This is a genomic window from Shouchella patagoniensis (assembly GCF_002019705.1).
Lineage (GTDB): Bacteria > Bacillota > Bacilli > Bacillales > Bacillaceae_D > Shouchella > Shouchella patagoniensis.
The window spans coordinates 3,039,067-3,057,680 of the sequence record NZ_KV917377.1; the positions used below are offsets into that span (position 1 = coordinate 3,039,067).

Annotated in this window: 19 protein-coding genes; 12 read left to right on the top strand and 7 right to left on the bottom strand. The window is 39.8% G+C overall.

Annotation, left to right across the window (positions count from 1 at the left end):
* Window positions 1–17: 17 nt before the first annotated feature.
* The 4 genes from BK584_RS16035 to BK584_RS16050 all read left to right on the top strand — a co-directional run bounded on the left by BK584_RS16035 (window position 18) and on the right by BK584_RS16050 (window position 3,624).
* Entirely contained in the window at window positions 18–881 is an 864-nt protein-coding gene (locus tag BK584_RS16035; RefSeq protein ID WP_078393497.1) for an alpha/beta fold hydrolase, read from the top strand.
* A 227-nt stretch (window positions 882–1,108) separates the two neighbouring features.
* A complete protein-coding gene (locus tag BK584_RS16040) occupies window positions 1,109–2,323 on the top strand; it encodes a NupC/NupG family nucleoside CNT transporter (RefSeq protein WP_078393498.1) in 1,215 nt (404 codons plus the stop codon).
* A 209-nt stretch (window positions 2,324–2,532) separates the two neighbouring features.
* Window positions 2,533–3,006 (top strand): GNAT family N-acetyltransferase, encoded by a 474-nt coding sequence (locus tag BK584_RS16045; protein WP_078393499.1) that lies wholly within the window; start codon window positions 2,533–2,535, stop codon window positions 3,004–3,006.
* Between the two features lie 96 nt (window positions 3,007–3,102).
* Window positions 3,103–3,624, top strand: a complete 522-nt coding sequence (locus tag BK584_RS16050) for a ribonuclease H-like YkuK family protein (protein WP_078393500.1) — start codon at window positions 3,103–3,105, stop codon at window positions 3,622–3,624.
* 8 nt (window positions 3,625–3,632) lie between these two features.
* On the opposite strand, the gene BK584_RS16055 is transcribed toward BK584_RS16050, so the two are convergent.
* Window positions 3,633–3,878, bottom strand: coding sequence for a CotD family spore coat protein (locus tag BK584_RS16055; protein ID WP_078393501.1), 246 nt, complete (start codon window positions 3,876–3,878; stop codon window positions 3,633–3,635).
* 104 nt (window positions 3,879–3,982) lie between these two features.
* A complete protein-coding gene (locus BK584_RS16060; protein WP_078393502.1) occupies window positions 3,983–5,077 on the bottom strand; it encodes an AI-2E family transporter in 1,095 nt (364 codons plus the stop codon).
* Between the two features lie 169 nt (window positions 5,078–5,246).
* On the opposite strand from BK584_RS16060, the gene BK584_RS16065 reads away from it, so the two are divergent.
* From BK584_RS16065 to BK584_RS16090, 6 genes are all read left to right on the top strand, one after another.
* Window positions 5,247–6,779 (top strand): NAD(P)H-hydrate dehydratase, encoded by a 1,533-nt coding sequence (locus tag BK584_RS16065; protein WP_169871301.1) that lies wholly within the window; start codon window positions 5,247–5,249, stop codon window positions 6,777–6,779.
* Window positions 6,780–6,937: 158 nt separating this feature from the next.
* Window positions 6,938–7,543, top strand: a complete 606-nt coding sequence (locus BK584_RS16070; RefSeq protein WP_169871304.1) for a PepSY domain-containing protein — start codon at window positions 6,938–6,940, stop codon at window positions 7,541–7,543.
* 306 nt (window positions 7,544–7,849) lie between these two features.
* Window positions 7,850–8,002: a hypothetical protein gene (locus BK584_RS24695; RefSeq protein WP_169871305.1), complete on the top strand. Its 153-nt coding sequence runs from the start codon at window positions 7,850–7,852 to the stop codon at window positions 8,000–8,002.
* Complete coding sequence (locus BK584_RS16080; RefSeq protein WP_078393506.1) at window positions 7,983–8,324, top strand: Type 1 glutamine amidotransferase-like domain-containing protein; 342 nt, start codon at window positions 7,983–7,985, stop codon at window positions 8,322–8,324. Before BK584_RS24695 ends, BK584_RS16080 begins: the two co-directional genes overlap by 20 nt.
* A 270-nt stretch (window positions 8,325–8,594) precedes the next feature.
* Window positions 8,595–9,362, top strand: a complete 768-nt coding sequence (locus BK584_RS16085) for a MerR family transcriptional regulator (protein WP_078393507.1) — start codon at window positions 8,595–8,597, stop codon at window positions 9,360–9,362.
* Entirely contained in the window at window positions 9,352–11,094 is a 1,743-nt protein-coding gene (locus BK584_RS16090) for an ABC transporter ATP-binding protein (protein WP_078393508.1), read from the top strand. The genes BK584_RS16085 and BK584_RS16090 overlap by 11 nt, the downstream gene beginning before the upstream one ends.
* A 109-nt stretch (window positions 11,095–11,203) precedes the next feature.
* Here the strand turns inward: BK584_RS16090 and BK584_RS16095 are convergent, their stop codons facing one another.
* Window positions 11,204–11,359, bottom strand: a complete 156-nt coding sequence (locus tag BK584_RS16095) for a DUF3977 family protein (protein ID WP_245808883.1) — start codon at window positions 11,357–11,359, stop codon at window positions 11,204–11,206.
* A gap of 130 nt (window positions 11,360–11,489) precedes the next feature.
* Between BK584_RS16095 and BK584_RS16100 the strand changes: the two genes are divergently transcribed.
* Entirely contained in the window at window positions 11,490–12,425 is a 936-nt protein-coding gene (locus BK584_RS16100) for an NADP-dependent oxidoreductase (RefSeq protein ID WP_078393509.1), read from the top strand.
* A gap of 54 nt (window positions 12,426–12,479) precedes the next feature.
* Here the strand turns inward: BK584_RS16100 and pdxA are convergent, their stop codons facing one another.
* The 4 genes from pdxA to BK584_RS16120 all read right to left on the bottom strand — a co-directional run bounded on the left by pdxA (window position 12,480) and on the right by BK584_RS16120 (window position 17,504).
* Window positions 12,480–13,472 (bottom strand): 4-hydroxythreonine-4-phosphate dehydrogenase PdxA, encoded by a 993-nt coding sequence (gene pdxA / locus BK584_RS16105; protein ID WP_078395679.1) that lies wholly within the window; start codon window positions 13,470–13,472, stop codon window positions 12,480–12,482.
* Window positions 13,472–14,770: a four-carbon acid sugar kinase family protein gene (locus BK584_RS16110; RefSeq protein ID WP_078393510.1), complete on the bottom strand. Its 1,299-nt coding sequence runs from the start codon at window positions 14,768–14,770 to the stop codon at window positions 13,472–13,474. Before BK584_RS16110 ends, pdxA begins: the two co-directional genes overlap by 1 nt.
* A gap of 19 nt (window positions 14,771–14,789) precedes the next feature.
* A complete protein-coding gene (locus BK584_RS16115; protein ID WP_078393511.1) occupies window positions 14,790–15,776 on the bottom strand; it encodes a 2-keto-3-deoxygluconate permease in 987 nt (328 codons plus the stop codon).
* Between the two features lie 135 nt (window positions 15,777–15,911).
* On the bottom strand, window positions 15,912–17,504 hold the full coding sequence (locus BK584_RS16120; protein WP_078393512.1) for a sigma-54-dependent Fis family transcriptional regulator: 1,593 nt from the start codon (window positions 17,502–17,504) through the stop codon (window positions 15,912–15,914).
* 206 nt (window positions 17,505–17,710) lie between these two features.
* Between BK584_RS16120 and murQ the strand changes: the two genes are divergently transcribed.
* Window positions 17,711–18,604 carry an N-acetylmuramic acid 6-phosphate etherase gene (gene murQ, locus BK584_RS16125; RefSeq protein WP_281255760.1) on the top strand — a complete coding sequence of 298 codons (894 nt, stop codon included), beginning with the start codon at window positions 17,711–17,713 and terminating at the stop codon, window positions 18,602–18,604.
* Window positions 18,605–18,614: the final 10 nt, after the last annotated feature.

The window sequence follows — 18,614 nt, forward strand, 5'->3', positions numbered from 1 at the left end:
AAAAGGAGATAGTCATCATGGGAAGAGGTATCGCTTCTTTTACGTACTCAGACAGCACGTTGGAGTATTCAATTACGGGAGAAGGAGATCCAATATTATATTTGCATGGTGGGCACTCAAGTTGTTTAGAACAGCTTGGATTAGAAGAACTTGTAGAGCAAGGTTATTCTGTCATTGTGCCTTCAAGAGCAGGATATGGCCATACGTCTAAGAAAATTGGCAAGTCGCTACAAAAAGCTTGTGCTTTCTATATAGAATTACTAAATGAACTTCATATTGATAAAGTTCATTTAATTGCTGCTTCAACTGGTGGTCCTTCTGGAATACATCTAGCGAGTCGGTATCCGGAACGAATTAAATCATTTACTCTACAAGGAGCTGTTACAAAACCTTGGAAAGAGGCGAACTTACGCGATGCAGTTCTAAGTAGATGTTTATTTCATCCATATATTGAAAAAGTTGTTTGGAAAGGCGTTTCATCAGTCGCGAGATTCTCACCTGACTGGGCATTTAAAACAATTGCGCCAGCCTACAGTACGTTGCCATACGAAGAGATTAAGCAACGTACACTTCCACGTGATTGGTATTTATTTGACCGCATGACAGAATTTCAGCGGTCACGTCATGGGTTTTTAATTGATCTGCACCAAATTCGAAACTCTTTACAGGAGGAACTCGAATCCATTACTGTACCTACATTAATCGTTCACAGTATTAATGATGCAATAGTGCCACTTGAGCATGCGGAATATGCAAATGGACATATTCGCTCTTCTAAATTACTATGTCTTGATACGTGGGGGCATCTAGTTTGTCTAGGAAAAGGTTCAGAACGCCATTCTGAAGAATTAATTGGATTTTTAAATCAATATTCCGCTTAATCCGCATGGTTTTTTAAACCAAGCGGATTTTTTATAGCAATTTCAGTATTTAAACAATTTCATTTCTCATTGACAGTCAAGCATTGTTTTTTTAAGCTGAATACTGTCGGTTCAAGAAATATAAAATTTTCTTTAAGAAAAAGTGCAAACATTTTCATGAATCGGGAATAGTAAAAGGTACAGTGGGAGGATACATAACATAGAAAAATAACAACTGGGAGGTTGCTATGCAATTTTTATGGGGGTTAATGGGAGTCGTCGTTTTACTTGGAATTGCTTATTTGCTTTCTTCAAATAAGAAAGCGATTAATTGGAGAACAATTCTTGGTGCGTTAGCACTTCAAATATTATTTGCTTTTATTGTGCTTTGGACAGAATGGGGAAATACTGCGCTTACGTTCGTGACCTCTGCAGTCCAACAAGCAATAGATACGTCCGCAGCAGGGATTGATATGTTATTTGGGGGCGTTCTACAAGGTGAAGGGGTAGGAAACGTTTTTGCTTTTCAAGTGTTACCAATAATTATTTTCTTTTCAGCTGTGATTAGCATTTTATATCACTTTGGTATTATGCAATTTATTGTTAAGCATCTAGGAGGCTGGATATCACGCTTACTTGGGACAAGTAGAGCAGAATCGATATCCGCAACTGGGAATATTTTTGTAGGACAAACAGAAGCGCCTTTATTAATTAAGCCTTATTTAGGAAAAATGACTAAGTCTGAAATGTTTGCAGTCATGACGGGCGGGATGGCAACCGTTGCGGGATCAGTAATGGCTGGAATTTCACAAATGGGTGTACCGCTTGAGTATTTAATTGCTGCTACATTTATGTCTGCTCCAGGTGGATTATTAATGGCAAAAATGTTAATGCCAGAAACGGAAGTTAGTGAAACGAAAGACAAAATCGATTTTAAAGTTGATAAAACGTCCACGAATGTTATTGATGCAGCATCAAACGGTGCACTTGATGGTTTAAAGCTTGCACTAAATGTTGGAGCGATGTTAATTGCTTTTGTGTCCCTGATCGCGTTGATTAACCTTATATTGGGTACGGTTGGTGGTTGGTTTGGTTATGCCATTACACTTGAAGAAATTTTAGGATATATTTTCTCTCCAATGGCGTGGTTGATTGGAGTACCTTGGAATGAAGCAGTGCAAGCAGGATCGTTTATCGGACAGAAAACAATTATTAATGAATTTATCGGCTTCGATGCACTGATGTCGTCAGCAGGGGAGATCTCAGAGCGGACCTTTGTTATTGCAAGTTTTGCACTATGTGGGTTCGCTAACATTAGTTCTGTTGCGATCTTACTTGGTGGATTAGGAGGGTTGGTTCCAGATCGCCGTCCTTTAATTGCGAAATATGGCGTAAAAGCTCTTATTGCAGCAACATTAGTTAATTTAATGAACGCAGCAATCGCTGGAATGTTAATTGGATAAATAAAAAAGACAAAAGTCTCTGAGATAAACACTCGGAGGCTTTTTTGGTCCGTGATAACTTAAATCGATCATGAACTAGCGGGTAGATCTAAGAAAAGGGAAGTATCTGCGAGAAAGGCTTGTCGACGGTCGTTATAAGTGCCATAGTTTGTGGTGTAGGGTGTAAGTCGCTAGAATAAAGGTGGATTCACGGTAGGAGAGGTGATTAAATGAATGTAACAATCGTAAAGGCCCAACAAGCCGATGCCAAAGCAATCTTACATGTACAGAAGCTCGCATATAGAAGCGAAGCGGAGATTTATAATGATTATTCAATTTTACCGCTACACGAAACAGTAAGCGATGTGGAAAAAGCGTTCTCTGAATATATGATCTTAAAGGCCGTAGCATCTAATGGGGAAATTGCTGGATCTGTTCGAGCTAAAAAAGAGAATGATCAAATTTCGATTGCTAAATTGATGGTGCACCCGGATTGGCAGAATTATGGAATTGGAAGAAAACTGATGGAAGCGATTGAACAGGAAGTGCCAGGCAAACGCTACTCCTTGTTTACTGGTAGCAAAAGCGTAAAGAATTTGGCGCTTTATCAAAAGTTAGGCTATCGAATCTATAAAGAAGGACAGTTGCCTGGTGAAGCAACAGTGTTTGCATTTATGGAAAAGACGAGAAGCAGTCATGTGTAAGAGCGCATGACTGCTTGTTTTTTTATGAGAGTCAATTTGTTGCGCTAGTGTGCATAAGCATGTGAAGAGGTCGAAAGAGAAAAGAGGTTCGTTCTTATGAACAAAACCGTTTATAAATCTGCGAGAGGTGAGTGGCATTCGTTTGATGATGTGTTTTTGCAGATTAAAGCGTTTATCTTAAGCAATCCCCAGTGTGATTATAAAGTGATGATAGGCACAGATTCACAGGTGCATGCTCGATTTACGACATTTGTGACGGGAATTGTTGTACAACGAATTGGGAATGGAACGTGGACCTGTGCGAAAAAGGTAGCTATCGAAAGAAAAATGACAAATGTATATGAACGAATCTCACAAGAAACGGCTTTTACAGAAGAGGTGCTATCAGAGTTTACAGAAACGCATCAATCACAGCTTGTTAACATCGTTTTACCTTACCTTTACAAAGGAGCCAATCTCCAATTTGAAGCACATCTAGATATTGGATCAAGCGATCGAAACAGAACGAGGGTGTACGTGAAGGAAATGAAGGCCCGTATTGAAGCGCTTGGTTTTAAGGCGTCTATAAAACCAGACGCCTTTGTGGCAAGCAGTTATGCAAATCGATATACAAAATAACTCCCCGCTTAGCGAGGAGGCCTTTGCATTCGATTCATGCGCTGAAAGTGTTGTGGAGATGGTTCTCTTTTTTCACGTATAATAGCTGATTGGGTGTGAGGAAAGCTATGCACGTGCCGATATACTTTATTTGTGACGTAATGGGTTATGACTGGCTGTATCTCTTGGACCACATATTCTTCAATATACTTTTGGTGAGGTTGGTGAGTCGGTTTATGATGCATTGCCTCAAATGGTGGACGTTTGCGGAACATTCCATATCCCCCTTCCTATGGGAATAGTTTATGTAGCATCAGTCCCGTTGGATTGGGCAAGAGAAAAGGGTGTATTTCCAATTGGGAATACACCTTTTTTCACTTTACGCTTTTGTAGGCTTGGAACGCATTCGTATCCGAATTAAACGATACGTATGTTGAACAATCACTTTACCAACAGCGTACGTTGGAACGGCTAGCAAAATCCCGATAAATCCAGCCAGTTGGCTGGCAACAAGGAGTACAAAAATAATGGTTAATGGGTGGACTGAAAGCTGTCTGCCCATGATTTGTGGTGAGAGGACATTGCTTTCCACTTGTTGAATAATGACAACTCCTAATATAACGGCAAGAGCTAGAAAAGGTGAATCAAACAAGGCGACAACAACTGCTGGAGCAGTACCGATCCACGGGCCGATAAAAGGAATGACATTTGTAAATAAAGCGACAAGTGCTAAAATCAAGGCGTAATCTAGACCAATAATGAGGTAAAAAATCAAGCATAAGATCCCGACACAAGCACTGACTAGAATTTGTCCCTGTATATAACCGCTTAAGGCATTATCTAAATCGGTAAGAACGCGATTCCCTTCTTCTTGCTCTCTCGCTGGAAATTGGTTTATAACCATCATCGGAGCTTTTTTTCCGTCTTTCAACATATAAAAGAGCACGAATGGAATGATAACAGCGACGATAACGATATTAGCAACAGCGCCAATAAATGAGCCAATACTGTCGATAATCGATTCAATATAGCCCTCGAGGTTTTCTGTGATTGTACTGGACAAGTCATTTAAAGAGAAGTTTGTGAACTCAAGTAAGTTTTGAAAAGCTTGTTGTTCTTGTAAATTCATGAAGAACTCTTGCATTGTATTCGCATACCGTGGCACGTTGTTCACGAAAGTCATTATCTGATTTTGAATGATTGGTCCTATGTAAAGAATTCCTGCAGTAGCTAACCCGATTAGAACAAGGAAGACAATAAGTATGGAGATGCCGCGATGTATCTTCTTGCTTAAAATATTGACGAACGGCCTTAGCAAATAATAGATGATAAGCGCGATAACAATTGGTGCAAATAACGTTTGAAACAAGACAGCAATCGGTCTAAAAATAAAGTTAACTAAGGATCCTAAATAAATAATGAGAAAAATAACAATGATCCAGCAGGCAAACCGAAATGCTTTGCTATCCATCATGAGTGGTATCCTCCTTCTTCCTAGATGCTAATTTAAAAGTAAATGGTAAGAGTACTATACCATAAATTTGTTGAAAACCAATGAATAACCTAATTGACTTGCGGGAGCCCTGTTTGGATACACTTGATTCGGGAATAGGACCGTACTAAGAGGAATGAGGATGATATCGATGCGGATCGTAACAGGTATAGAAATGGCCAGTGTCGAAGCAATTACAATAAATAAAATTGGGCTTCCAGGCGCTGTTTTAATGGAAAACGCGGGCCGTGAAATCGCTCGTAAGTTAATCCAATTATATGGGAAGCAGAAGTGCTTTCTGATAGTAATTGGTGGTGGCAATAATGGTGGAGATGGCTTTGTTGTTGCTCGAATGCTTCAAGAACAAGGGGTTTCAGTTATTACAACAATTATTCCTAATGAAAGTCGTTATGAAGGTGATGCGGGGCTTCATAAACGGATTTATGAACAAAGCGGTTACAGGTGGAAGTATTGGAGTGAACTAGAGAAAAAATGGGCGGAAACTTTATGTGATATTGATATCATTGTTGATGCAATGCTTGGAACTGGAACGAAAGGGGAAGTGACTCAACCTTACGACTCAATTATAAAAATGATTAATACTGCAAAGAAAGAAACAGTCTCCATTGATTTACCGAGTGGTGTTCCCGCAGACGAAGCGGCAATGGGGGATATAGCCATAAAAGCTGATCGGACGTTCACTTTGCAAATGATGAAGTTAAGTTATTACTTGGAAGAAAAAACCCCTTTTTTCGGGAAAGTGGAAGTATTGCCTATTGGTATTCCCCCAGCAACTTTTCGACATCTCGAAACACAACGGTGCATATGGGGTAAAAAAGAGGCTATTCATAGCTGGAATAAACAAGATTCATTCACCCACAAAGGCCAAAACGGACGAGTGGGCATCATTGCAGGGAGTCGGAATATGCCAGGCGCAGCTGCACTAGCTTCTGAAGCTGCTATAAGAAGTGGAGCAGGGTTAACGACCATTGGAACGGTAGAAGAAAATATCGGTTCGATCGCAAGTCATTCGAAAGAAGCCATGTTTGTAGCATTAAGCCAAAAAGACGGTTTCTTAAATCCAACTGATAAAGAGTTGGTTTCTTTTTATGAGGGCAAACAAGTTATCGCAGTAGGACCGGGTATTGGTAGATCAACAGAAACATCAAAAATGATTGCCCATTTGATTAAGTACTTTGAGGGAATACTGATACTTGATGCGGATGCATTGTTTTTTGTGCCAGAATATATGGAGTTAATTCATGACCGAGATTCACCATTGGTCTTAACACCCCATCCTGGAGAGATGGGGCATTTAATTGGAGAAACAGCAGAATATGTAAAGAAAAAGAGATTTGAGGTCGCTGAAGGATATGCACAAGACCATCGGCTTCATCTAGTATTAAAAGGGCCAAATACGATTGTCGCCAAACCGAATGGATTTATTACAGTTAATAAGTCAGGTAATGCTGGATTAGCAAAAGGTGGTTCTGGTGATGTGTTAACAGGGATTATTACCGCATTAGCCGCTAGACAACCACTGCAAATCGCCTTATCAACCGCCGTCTTTATGCATGGATATTCTGCAGATTTATTATTAAAGGATAATGCTTCAATCGACGGGATGGTACCAAGTGATATTATTGATGGGCTATCTAAAGCATATAAACTATTTGAAGCTTAATAATTAGACCTAGGAAACCAGCATGATCCATCACGTAATAGATCATGCTAGTTTTCATAATGCTACAAACTATTTAGATGAATAATGTGTTTTAATTTAACGAATGTGGAGAATAATAGATAGGACCACATTTAAATGCAATTAAAAGGAGAATGAAGATGAACAAATGGCAACTATCAATAGCAGCGACAGTAGCTGCTTTAGCTTTGGCTGGCTGTAATCAAGGTGAGGAAGAACCGACACCGACAACTGAACCTGATATGAATGAAGAACAAGAACAAAATACTGAAGCAGATAATAACCAGAACCAACTAAATATGAATGATTTTCAGGTTGATTTAGAAGCTGCAATTACGGAATTTGAACAAGCCTATCCGGGTGCTTCAATCACAACGATTGATTTTGACTCCGATTTTAGTACGTGGAGATATGAAATCGAAGGTATGGACGATGAGACAGAATACGAACTACACGTGGATGCAGATACTGGAGATCGATCAAATGAAAAAGAAGAAGCTTTAGACTCTAAAGACGCTGGAGGAACAGAACGTGCAGAGGAGGAGCTAGATCTTGATGGAATATTAGATGCTCAGGAAGCGATTGACATTGCATTGGCAGAAACAGAAGGGATCGTTGATGGTTGGAAGTTGGATCGAGAGAATGACATGACTTATTATGAAGTGACGATTGAGACAGATAACGAAGACTATGAAATAAAAATAGATGCTAGTTCTGGGGATATAATTGAAACGGAACAAGATTAATGGATAAGGAGTGCCTTTAGAGGTACTCCTTATTTTTATGGAGAAATATGTTGATAAGAATTTTAACTAAATAGAAAATTGCATTGCGCTTATGTCATTCTATGCTTACGATATATACAACATGTATAGAAGGTGAGGAAGTCTGAATGGATACACATCTATTTTTATTTGGTAGTGGCCCGCCCTTTTTATCATCTTTAGCAAAACATTTTGCATTCCTAGTAAAAGACAAAGGCAGACGGTGTTCTGTTTTGTTTATATCTCGTCCTGGATGGGAAACTTATCGACCAAATTATATGAGAGAACTTGAACAATATGGTTTTGAGTTTGTTTTTTTTATCACTGCCAGCTACATCTACTTATGCAGTGATTGATGAGTTACGAAGAAGTGAAGCCATTATTATAGGAGGCGGTGTAACTGATCGCTACATAGACGAAATTGTGGAGAAACTCCATTAAGGGCGAAATAAAACGCCTATTTTACGAGGGGAAACCGGTTGCGGGTTTTTCTGCTGGAGCACTAATTAGTATGGAAGAAAGCATTCTCTCACCTCAAGATAATGATGAACAGGTAATGAAGCACCGTGACGGGTTAGGCCTGATGGTAAATACCGCTTTGGCTGTTCATTATAGTGAATGGGGAGAAGAAGCTCACTTGCTTAAAATGACTAATTGTTTTAAAAAAAAGAACAATTATGGTATCGATGAACGAACGGGGATATATATGTACAAAATAACGTTATTCAGGCAGTTGAAGGCATTGGCGGCGTATATGAAGTGAGGGATGGCCAAATTAGCTTAGTGAAGTGTCAAAAATAGAACAGCTAAAGCAAATTAGGTTCCTAAAGAAGAATGGCATAAAGTATGGATGGATTGAATTAGATGGTGGAACTAGGTTGATGTCATGATTATGGCGTAATTTGTGTAATTAAAGGGATTATCTTTTCTTCGCTGGTTTTCAAAAGAGGTGTGTCTTTTTGTTTGTAAGAGAAACTTTCTATTGCCTGTGACGTAACGTCATTGGGTACAATAGTGGGATAGGAGGCTCGCCATGGAAGAGACAATTGGACAATTTGCAAAACGAGTTGGTACAACAGTACGGACGCTTCGTTACTATGATAGTATCCGTTTATTACAACCAGAAAAGCGAAATACAAGAGGACAAAAAATTTATACACATGAAGAGTGGGAGAAGTACCAACAAATCCTGGTTTGTAAGCATCTTGGTATGTCGCTTGAAGAGACAAAGAACTTACTAGGAGATTTGCGTGTAAGTCCGCAAGCTATGCTTCAACTACAGAAACATCTATTAGAACAAAAAAGAAACGAAATTGACGAAGTTCTTAAAACAATTGAACGAACAGAACACATCTATCAGGCAGAGGAAAACCAGACAGAAGAAATAGATGATTTTTTGTTTGTCATGTTGGATGCCTTCAGGCGGGAACAATCGCAAATCAACGTACTAAAAGAATACATGTCAAAGGATTACTATGAAGCCTTTTTGGGTGACTATGAGGACCCTGTTGTCCAAAAGAAAGCTGATTTAGAAGTGGCACGTTTTTATAAAGGGATGAAGGTTGCGTTAAAGCATGGTCTTGACGCCTCAAGTACAGAAGTACAACGCTTGGTAAAGGACTTGATCTCATTGATCCCTAATGACGCTCTGGCAACGGAAATTATAAAGCAGGGTGATTCCTTTATTATCGATCATCAAGCCTTGTTTGCGATGCCGTTCCCACAAGAGCTTGATGGATATATACAATCTGCAATATCCATTTACTATAAAGCAGAAGGAATTGATCTTAATGGAAGTTAAACAACCTCAATCACTTAGTATGAAACATTTCTGGTTAATGATGAAGCCGTTTTTGCCTAAAACATCATTACTCTTTTTAGCTGTAGTGTTAGTGATTGTAGAAACATGTTTGGCGTTGATTGTGCCTCTTTTAACGATGAACTTCATTGACGAAATGACAATAACCGGGTTAGATGGGCGGACCATTGGTCTTCTTGCTGGGGTCTTTATTGCTCAGCTAATTATGTCTGCTTTTGCCATTTATACAATGGTTTATATCGGTCAGCGTGTCGTGCTCTCTTTGCGAGAAACGGCGTGGAAACGAATTGTACATCTACCGATATCCTTTTTTGATCGCCATTCTTCTGGAGAAATGATGAGTAGAATGACCAATGATACACTTGTGATCAAAGATTTTATGACGATTCAGCTTATCCCGTTTATTTCAGGAACTATATCAATTATTGGTTCGGTTGTTATTTTGTTTGTGCTTGATTGGAAAATAACCTTAATGATGTTAGCTGTTGTCCCTGCTTCATTACTAATTATGATGCCGCTTGGTCGCCGCATGTACAAAGTATCGCGGTCGCTGCAAGATGAAACAGCATCGTTCCAAGGAGATTTAGGACGTGTTTTGGCCGATATTCGTTTAGTGAAGGCATCACTTGCAGAAGAACAAGAGAAAAACACAGGTCTTGTGCGTATGACGAAATTGTTTCGTTTTGGTATAAAAGAAGGCAAGATTATGGCTATTATTCAACCATTGATGATGAGTTTAATGCTCATTATGCTTGTTGTTATTTTTGGCTATGGAGGTATACGTGTGGCTGCAGGGACGTTAACTGCTGGTGCACTTGTTGCAATTATTTTTTACTTATTTCAAATATCTATGCCGTTTACACAGATGGCCAATTTCTTTACGCAACTTCAAAAAGCGCTGGGCGCGAGTGAAAGAATGAATACAATCTTGCAAGCCGATCTAGAGCCGAATGTACACGATTCCCTTTCACTTGGTGAACAGAAAGAAGCGTTACTATTTTCGGGTGTTTCATTTCAATACAATGAGGATAAATCGATACTAAACCATGTTTCCTTTGAAGCACCGATAGGGAAAATGACTGCATTTGTTGGTCCGAGTGGTGCGGGGAAAACAACGTTGTTTTCGTTAATTGAGCGATTCTATCAACCAAGTGAGGGTGACATTCAGTATAAAGGTAAATCGATTCTAGGGATTCCCTTACCGGAATGGCGTAATAAAATTGCTTATGTCTCCCAGGACTCTCCGATGATGTATGGTTCCATTCGAGATAATTTAACATACGGTCTTGATCACGTAGAAGAGGCACGGCTTGAACAAGCCATTTCAGATGCGAATTTAGACTCGTTTGTAGCGACTCTCCCTAACCGATTAGAGACGGAAGTTGGCGAACGGGGCATCCGTTTATCTGGCGGGCAACGACAACGTCTTGCCATTGCGAGAGCAATGGTGCGTGATCCGGAGATTTTATTATTGGATGAAGCAACTGCCCACCTTGATAGTTCATCAGAAAAGCTAGTTCAGGAGGCGCTTGAGCGGTTGATGGTTGGACGCACGACACTTGTTATTGCTCATCGGCTTGCGACTGTAAGGCATGCCGATCAGCTTATTGTGCTTGAAGAGGGGACTGTTACGGGTTCAGGAACCCACCATGAGTTGCTTGAAGGACACCCGTTATATAAAGAGTTAGTACAGCAGCAATTAAGTGTTGATTAGAGGAGTTTGCACCTTACTAGGGCAAACTCCTTTTTATAAGCTGGAGATGCCGATAAGAACTTTCACGTTTTTGTTTTTCTTATTAGTTTGTTTAAAACCTTCAACAGTATCAATAATTCATACACGCTGCCCAATCCAAATCCGGAGATAAAGGGGATTGAATAGGTCCACTCACTCCTCGTACTTCAATTTTCTCCCCATCTGGAAGTTCAATTTCCGTTCGAAGATTCCACTTATTGCCGAATCCTAATTCAATATATTTCATGCTGAACACCTTCTTTCTAAGAAGGAAACTCCTGTCATTATATAGTAAAAAAAGTAGAAACGAGGCGTAACTAGATTAAAAAATAGGTAATTGGGAACACAATAATAAGAGAAGAAGGAGTGGATAATAAATGAAAGCAGTTATAATTAACGAATATGGTGGAAAAGACCAATTAAAAGAAGTAGAAATAGAGAAGCCAAAACCGAAGAAGAACCAAGTGGTTGTTAAAGCAGAAGCGACATCAATTAACCCAATTGATTGGAAGCTAAGAGAGGGCTATTTAAAAGAGATGTTGGACTGGGAGTTTCCAATTATTTTAGGGTGGGATGTTGCTGGAGTGATTGAGGAAGTTGGAGATGGCGTGTCGAATTGGCAAGTAGGAGACCGTGTTTTTGCTCGACCGGCGACAACTCGTTTTGGAACATACGCTGAATATACAGCAGTTGATGCAAACCTGCTATCCTTTATCCCTGACAACCTTACTGCTAAGGAGGCCGCTGCTGTCCCGTTAGCGGGTTTAACAGCGTGGCAATCCCTCTTTACAAATGCAAAGCTAAAAAAAGGTGAAAAGGTGCTCATTCATGGCGGCGCAGGAGGGGTTGGTACATTTGCAATTCAATTAGCCAAACATGTTGGTGCATACGTGTATACAACAGCAAGTGCCCACAACCATGAACTTGTAAAATCACTTGGAGTTGATGAAGTGATTGATTATAAGAATGAAGATTTCACACAGGTTCTTTCAGAAGTAGATGTTGTATTTGATACGATTGGTGGCGAAGTTCAGTCTTCTAGTTATCAAGTGTTAAAAAAAGGAGCAGGGCGACTTGTAACGATTGTCGGTCAACCAGATGAAGAAGAGGCGACCCGATATGGTGTGAAAGCCTACGGTGTCTGGCTTGAGCCTGATGGAAGTCAATTGAAAGAATTGGCATCATTAATCGAAGAAAGCCAAGTTAGAGTAGTGATTGACAAAACTTTCTCTTTTGGAGAAAAAGGACTAAGAGATGCCCATGCTGAAAGTGAAACAGGGCATGCTTCTGGTAAGATTGTCATTGAGTTTTAAAAACAAACACCACTTATGCACTGCATAAGTGGTGTTTGTTTTTTGTTTAGCTATTTATTTGGGTGCGAGTTCAACGGCATCACGATAAGCAGCGAGTAAGCTGCGCTCATCTGCAATATTTTTCCCGGCGATGTCAAAAGCGGTTCCGTGATCGACTGATGTACGTACAATCCCGCCTTTTAGACCAACGGTAATGTTTACTCCCGCTTCAAGACCCATTACTTTAATAGGAACATGTCCCTGGTCATGATAACACGCAATAACGATATCAAAATCTCCTCGAGCGGCACGGAAAAACAACGTATCCGCTGGGTAAGGACCTTCGACGTTTATGCCTTCTTTTTGAGCTTGTTTGATCGCAGGAATGAGTTTTTCTTCTTCCTCTCCCTCACCAAACAGGCCATTCTCGCCAGCATGAGGGTTAATCCCACAAACGGCGATTTTAGGATTTGAATTGCCTGCATTCTTAAGTGTTTCATCAGCCAGGCTTATAACCTTGTGTGTACGGTCTGGATTAATCATATCAATCGCTTTGCGTAAGCCTACATGTGTTGTTAGATGAATGACTTTTAAGTTTGGTGCAGAAAGCATCATCGAGAAATCTGTTGTATCTGTTAACTCTGCTAGTATTTCTGTGTGACCTGGGTACATATGACCCGCTTTTTGCATGGCTTCTTTATTTAGAGGTGCCGTACAGATAGCGTTTATTTTCTTGTCTTTGGCTAACTCGACAGCTCGTTCTACATAACGGAAAGCTGCATTCCCGGCTTCTTCACTTACTTTGCCAAATGGTAATGTGTTCGTTAGCAGGCGTAAATCAAGTACTTCAATCGTGCCTGGTTCAAACACGCATTCTGTGACATCAGAAACACCGACGACATTTAATTCAGTTTCGGTAATGTCAACTGCTCGTTCAATTAGTGCAACATCCCCAATAACGAAAGGTCGCCCTGTTTCAAAAATAGTTTCATGGGCGAATGCTTTTGCAATAATTTCTGGACCAACTCCTGCAGCATCTCCCATTGTAATTCCGATAATTGGCTTCATCATTTTGTTGCCCCTTCCATAAAAAAGTCATATAGGTTGGAAAACGTCTTTTTCGTTCCGAACGCGCCTGCTTTTGTGATTGCATACGTGTTTTTATACTTCCCGGGAAATTGAGCAACCGGAATGCCTGCTTCAAACTCATCAAGCAAACGAAGTTCATCTATTTTCATGCGGCTACAAAGTGCTTTTGCTGTATCTCCGCCTGTCATGATGACCGCTTGGAATGTAAATGAGTCCATTAAAGCTTCACCTACGACGGCGAGAACATTAACGATGCGCTTCGCTAATTTATGAAGCGGAATTTGTTCTTGTTCTGCATACGTATAAACAGCATCGATCTCGGCCCGTGTGGTTCCTGAATAGACAACAGGAATTTGCTGATTCATCAATACTTTTTTTGCTTCTTGTATGATGCGTTCATACTCAAGTGCTTGTATATATGGGTCTTCATGAACCGCTTTGCTTGCGTCAAGGCGAATGCCTACTGCCTTTTCTTGCTGCAATAAACTAGCAACTTGGTATTTACTCACTTCACTCATGCTGCCGACTAAATATAAAATCGGGTCTGCCCCATGATTTGATTTAAGGGGTTGTTTGCTTTTTCCATTAATTGAATGAGTTAGCGCTTCTGACAATCCAGCAGACCCGGCTAGCAGAATCTGCTCTTGTTGTGCTTCAGAAAAAGTGGCAATTCGTCTCAATGTTTGAGGCGAACGGGCATCACAGACAAAAACTGTGGGGCCCGTTCCTTGTTTTTCTTTTAGCCACTTAAGGATGTCAGCATCATTTTTATCCCATATCTGTTCTGTGATAACTTCCATCGTTCCGTTAAACTGTTTGCCGACATGATCGCAAATGGCTGAGTGAACGACAGGGTCTGCTTCGTTTTTAGCAAACTCTGTTTCACCAATTGGCTGTCCATTTACGTATAGGATGCCTTGTTCAACAATGCGTTTATTTGGCAAGAAAGTAGGTGCGAGAAAGACATAATCAGGTTCACACTCTTCAATCATTGCTTCAAGTTCAGCCCCTACATTTCCACGTAGGGTTGAATCAACTTTTTTAAAGATCATTTTAGGGGCTAATTTATTTAGCTTAGCCATTGTCTTTTGGATAGTCTCTTTTGCCTCACTTGGCTGGAGAGCGCGTGAATTGGTGTCCACGATAACGGCTTCAGCACTCGTGGAGCCGTCTCCGCCTCCATCAAGCCAGACAACGGTGTCTAGGCCTGCTTTAGCGAGCTGGACACCGCTATCATTTGCCCCAGTTAAATCATCTGCAATAATAGTAATCTCCATTATTCATTTCTCCTTACATTTACGTTTGTTGCTTCGCTTCTTCTGGTAACTTTCCTTTTTTCTCTAGTCGTTTTGCGAGGAAGCCAACAAAGAGAGGAAGCAGTATAGCTGTTGTTACGACGCTGGCTGCAACTTGCACAGTCGCAAGTTCTACATTATAAGCAAACGCGGAGCTTGCTGCGGCAATTGCTGCAGGGGTAGCAACGGCATTTCCTGCTGTTGAACCTTCGGCAGCACCAACAAGCGGGTTCCATTTAAATAATTTAAAGATCCAATATCCGCTAATTCCAGTAACAAGAACAACAAGAACGCCGAGTGCTATACCAGGTAGTCCACCTTCGATGATGGATGAAAAACTGATGTTCATTCCCAGTGCAAAAGCGAAGAATGGAATTAACATATCGCTCCCTTTTCCAAGGAAAGTACGAATATCTTCATCAATGTTTCCTAATACAAAACCGATAAAAATAGGCAGAAGCACGCCGATAAATGCTGTTACAGAGAAATAGCCGCTTTGCACACCCATTGCGCCTACAAAAGAAAGCGTCAGCATCGTGAATAAGGGACCATCGTTCATTGCTAGAACAGAATAAGCTGCTTTATCTTCGCCTTTTCCATATTGGCCAGCTAAAGCTACATAGAGACCGCCATTTGAATTTGTCATTGCAGCGATTACTGCAATTGGCGCTAACCCAAGAAATAATCCTTCAGGACCACCTGCAAGTAAATAAATAACGGCACCGATAGCTCCACCGAATATCCATTTGACTAAAAGTAAGGTGAATCCTTTTCCAAAAGAAACACCGAAACTACGTACATTAATTTGCGAACCTGCACATAAAAGGAAAAGTGCAATTAATGTTGTCGCTCCATCAACAAACAATGCTTGTGTGAAATTTCCAATCCTTAGCATATCTGGAGCAACTGTATTTATTAAGGCGCCCAAAAGTAGAGGGACGACCATCATCCCGCCGGGAACTTTTTCAATTGACTGTTTTAACCTCATCAGTATACCTTCTTTCTGTTTCATTTTTCAACACTTCTGTGAAGTGACATAAAATAAGATCGCTTACATAAAGAATAATACGCTTTCTTTTTAAAAAAACAAGTAAAAACTGAAATAACGTTGCATTATGCAACGTTATTTCAGTTTTCTCCACAGCGTTGTTCGGTTAATTTGTAAGCGCTCTGCTGCTTTCGATTGATTAAAATCTTCTTCAGTCAAAACGTGTTTAATGATTTCTTTTTCAATTTCTTCCAATGACTTATTCAAAGAGATGGGATTGCTTTTTGTTTCTGATAGATAAATATAAGGTTGCATAGATGTTTTCACCTGAAAAAACACGTACTCAATTAGCCAGTCAAACCGTTGCAAGGCGATGGTAGGTAATTCACCTCGGTATCCAATCACTTGCTTTCCATATAATTGATTTGCTTCTCCGATTAATCTTCTGACAAACTGATTCCATTCTTGTTTACGATCAAGAAGTGAAGGAAGTTGAATGGTATACAAATCATCTGTAATAGAAAGGGGGTGGTCGCTATGGACTACAATCTTTTCGGATGAAGATTGAATAAATCGGATGAGATTTAACTGTTCGGTCTCTGGTAGAACGTTCCAATTTTTCACATATAACGGAAGGCTCTTATAGTCGATATCCGTAGCGACTAGGAGAGAAGATGCGTCAACAACAAAAGCATGTTTAGGTAACAATGCTTTAGCAAGAACTTCTTCTCCAGATCCGGCGGGACTTATAATCATGGTTGCTTTCTTATTACTCGCCTCGTTAAACGACTCTATTAGTTGATCATTACTTCCTAAGACGAGAGAACAAGTAAGGTGTTTTGTTTGAATACGATTAATCTTTAAAAGTGAAGTATGCTCGATGTTTTGTAAAGAGACATAAAAGACTTTTTCGTTGGCTAAGTCGATTTCTTTTATTGTTAGTTGTAGTGGTTCATTTAAGTCCGCGATAACGGTAGAAGTTTCTTTTTGTTTAAGTGCGGTATTTACTTTTTCCACGAATAGCTCTAGCGCGATCTGATCATACGAATGTAAGAAGGTGTAACTTTTTGTTAATACGCGCCCTTTTCTATTCATAATAAAAAAGGTGTCACTTGATTGTTCAAATGCTAATTGAAGCAAAGAATTATGTCTTTTATTTTGAGCTATTGATGAACCTAATAACTCTGCTTGTTCAAGTGCAGTGTGTACGGATTCTTCTCCTGATGTAATCAAAATGCCGTCAAGTCCATGTTTTTTAGCGAGGTTAACAGTAATAACATCACCAACAATTATCCTGCGACCGATTGATTTAGCATGCAATATTGCTGGTTCTACCTGCTCTACAGAAGTAACTGCTGTAATCGGAAGATCTGTCTCTATTAATTCAGATATTTTATTGAAATTGTGTGAGATGTTCTCAAATGCAATGATTTCAGTGTGATCTGATTCAGCTTGGAAAAGCAAAATCATACGTAAAATATCGTAACCAGATATTGGGATTTCAATGACTGGTTTATTTGTGTAGTTACGGACGACGTTTGCGGTACCACCTCGGCTAATATAAAGATCTGTATATGTCTCTATACCAGAAGTTAATAGGGGGACAGATTCCTGTAAATCGGCAACATGAACATCAACATCGAGTCCGTGGAATTGTGGGCTAATTCTTTTGATTATTTCAAGTAACCCTTCGTAAGGAGCAATAATGGTTACCCTTATTTTATTCACCTTTTTCCCTCCATACCTAGTTGTTATTGCCTTTTCTTTTCCCTATGACAGTACCATTTTCATTCAACGAAAACAATCTACGGATAATTAGATAAAAGGAACTGAAATATAATTACTTTATTTATTTAATTGTGTTGACATTTAATTTTAGTAAAAGGATAATATACGTACAATTACAATAATTCTATAGTCAAAAAGGGGTTGAAGTGATGCTAGATAAATTGAAAACGGAAACACGGAATCCGGATACAATGCATCTTGATTGTATGAACGTATCTGAAATTCTAAAAACGATGAATTATGAAGATGCAAAAGTACCAGAGACGATTGCTCAGGAACTTCCTCGAATTGAAGAAGCAGTAAAGCTTGTTATTCGTTCTTTCGAAAAAGGTGGGCGATTAATTTACGCTGGAGCAGGGACGTCAGGACGTTTAGGTGTACTTGACGCGGTAGAGTGTAAACCAACATTTGGTGTTTCAAACGATATGGTAAGAGGGGTTATTGCGGGAGGCGATAAAGCATTTACGGAAGCTGTAGAAGGTGCTGAAGATAGTGAGGAAGCTGGGGCAATGGAATGTGACAATCTATCCATATCCCCTGAAGATACAGTAGTCGCTCTTGCAGCAAGTGGTCGAACACCTTATGCAATTGGTTTGCTAAAAGCAGCAGAGAAGCGGGGAGTAAGTACGGTGTCCATTTGTTGTAACAAAGGGGCAGAAATGAGTCAATATGCTTCCGTAGCGATTGAGCTGGAAACGGGTCCTGAAGTATTGACTGGTTCTACTCGATTAAAAGCTGGTACAGCTCAAAAGCTTGTCTTAAATATGATTTCAACCACGTCAATGATTGGGGTTGGAAAAGTCTATCAAAATCTTATGGTAGATGTACAGCCAACAAACAAAAAATTAGTTGAGCGTTCAAAGCGTATTATTATGGAAGCAACTGAGGCTAGTTATGAAGAGGCAAATGTCGCTTTTGAAAAAGCAAAAGGGCATGTGAAAACAGCGATTGTGATGGTTTTACTTGGTTGTAACTATGATGAAGCGGTTAACCAACTAAAAGAAAATAAAGGGTTTATTCGGAAAACAGTAGATAAATAACGTTGAAAGG

Bases quoted from the DNA above. Each gene is read 5' to 3' on its own strand.
- BK584_RS16095 (WP_245808883.1), bottom strand. From the start codon at position 11,359: ATGAAATATATTGAATTAGGATTCGGCAATAAGTGGAATCTTCGAACG.
- pdxA (WP_078395679.1), bottom strand. From the start codon at position 13,472: ATGAAGCCAATTATCGGAATTACAATGGGAGATGCTGCAGGAGTTGGT.
- BK584_RS16045 (WP_078393499.1), top strand. From the start codon at position 2,533: ATGAATGTAACAATCGTAAAGGCCCAACAAGCCGATGCCAAAGCAATC.
- BK584_RS16110 (WP_078393510.1), bottom strand. From the start codon at position 14,770: ATGGAGATTACTATTATTGCAGATGATTTAACTGGGGCAAATGATAGC.
- BK584_RS16065 (WP_169871301.1), top strand. From the start codon at position 5,247: ATGCGGATCGTAACAGGTATAGAAATGGCCAGTGTCGAAGCAATTACA.
- BK584_RS16050 (WP_078393500.1), top strand. From the start codon at position 3,103: ATGAACAAAACCGTTTATAAATCTGCGAGAGGTGAGTGGCATTCGTTT.
- BK584_RS16055 (WP_078393501.1), bottom strand. From the start codon at position 3,878: ATGTTCCGCAAACGTCCACCATTTGAGGCAATGCATCATAAACCGACT.
- BK584_RS16090 (WP_078393508.1), top strand. From the start codon at position 9,352: ATGGAAGTTAAACAACCTCAATCACTTAGTATGAAACATTTCTGGTTA.
- BK584_RS16060 (WP_078393502.1), bottom strand. From the start codon at position 5,077: ATGATGGATAGCAAAGCATTTCGGTTTGCCTGCTGGATCATTGTTATT.
- BK584_RS16070 (WP_169871304.1), top strand. From the start codon at position 6,938: ATGAACAAATGGCAACTATCAATAGCAGCGACAGTAGCTGCTTTAGCT.
- BK584_RS16100 (WP_078393509.1), top strand. From the start codon at position 11,490: ATGAAAGCAGTTATAATTAACGAATATGGTGGAAAAGACCAATTAAAA.
- BK584_RS16040 (WP_078393498.1), top strand. From the start codon at position 1,109: ATGCAATTTTTATGGGGGTTAATGGGAGTCGTCGTTTTACTTGGAATT.
- BK584_RS16115 (WP_078393511.1), bottom strand. From the start codon at position 15,776: ATGAGGTTAAAACAGTCAATTGAAAAAGTTCCCGGCGGGATGATGGTC.
- BK584_RS16085 (WP_078393507.1), top strand. From the start codon at position 8,595: ATGGAAGAGACAATTGGACAATTTGCAAAACGAGTTGGTACAACAGTA.
- BK584_RS16035 (WP_078393497.1), top strand. From the start codon at position 18: ATGGGAAGAGGTATCGCTTCTTTTACGTACTCAGACAGCACGTTGGAG.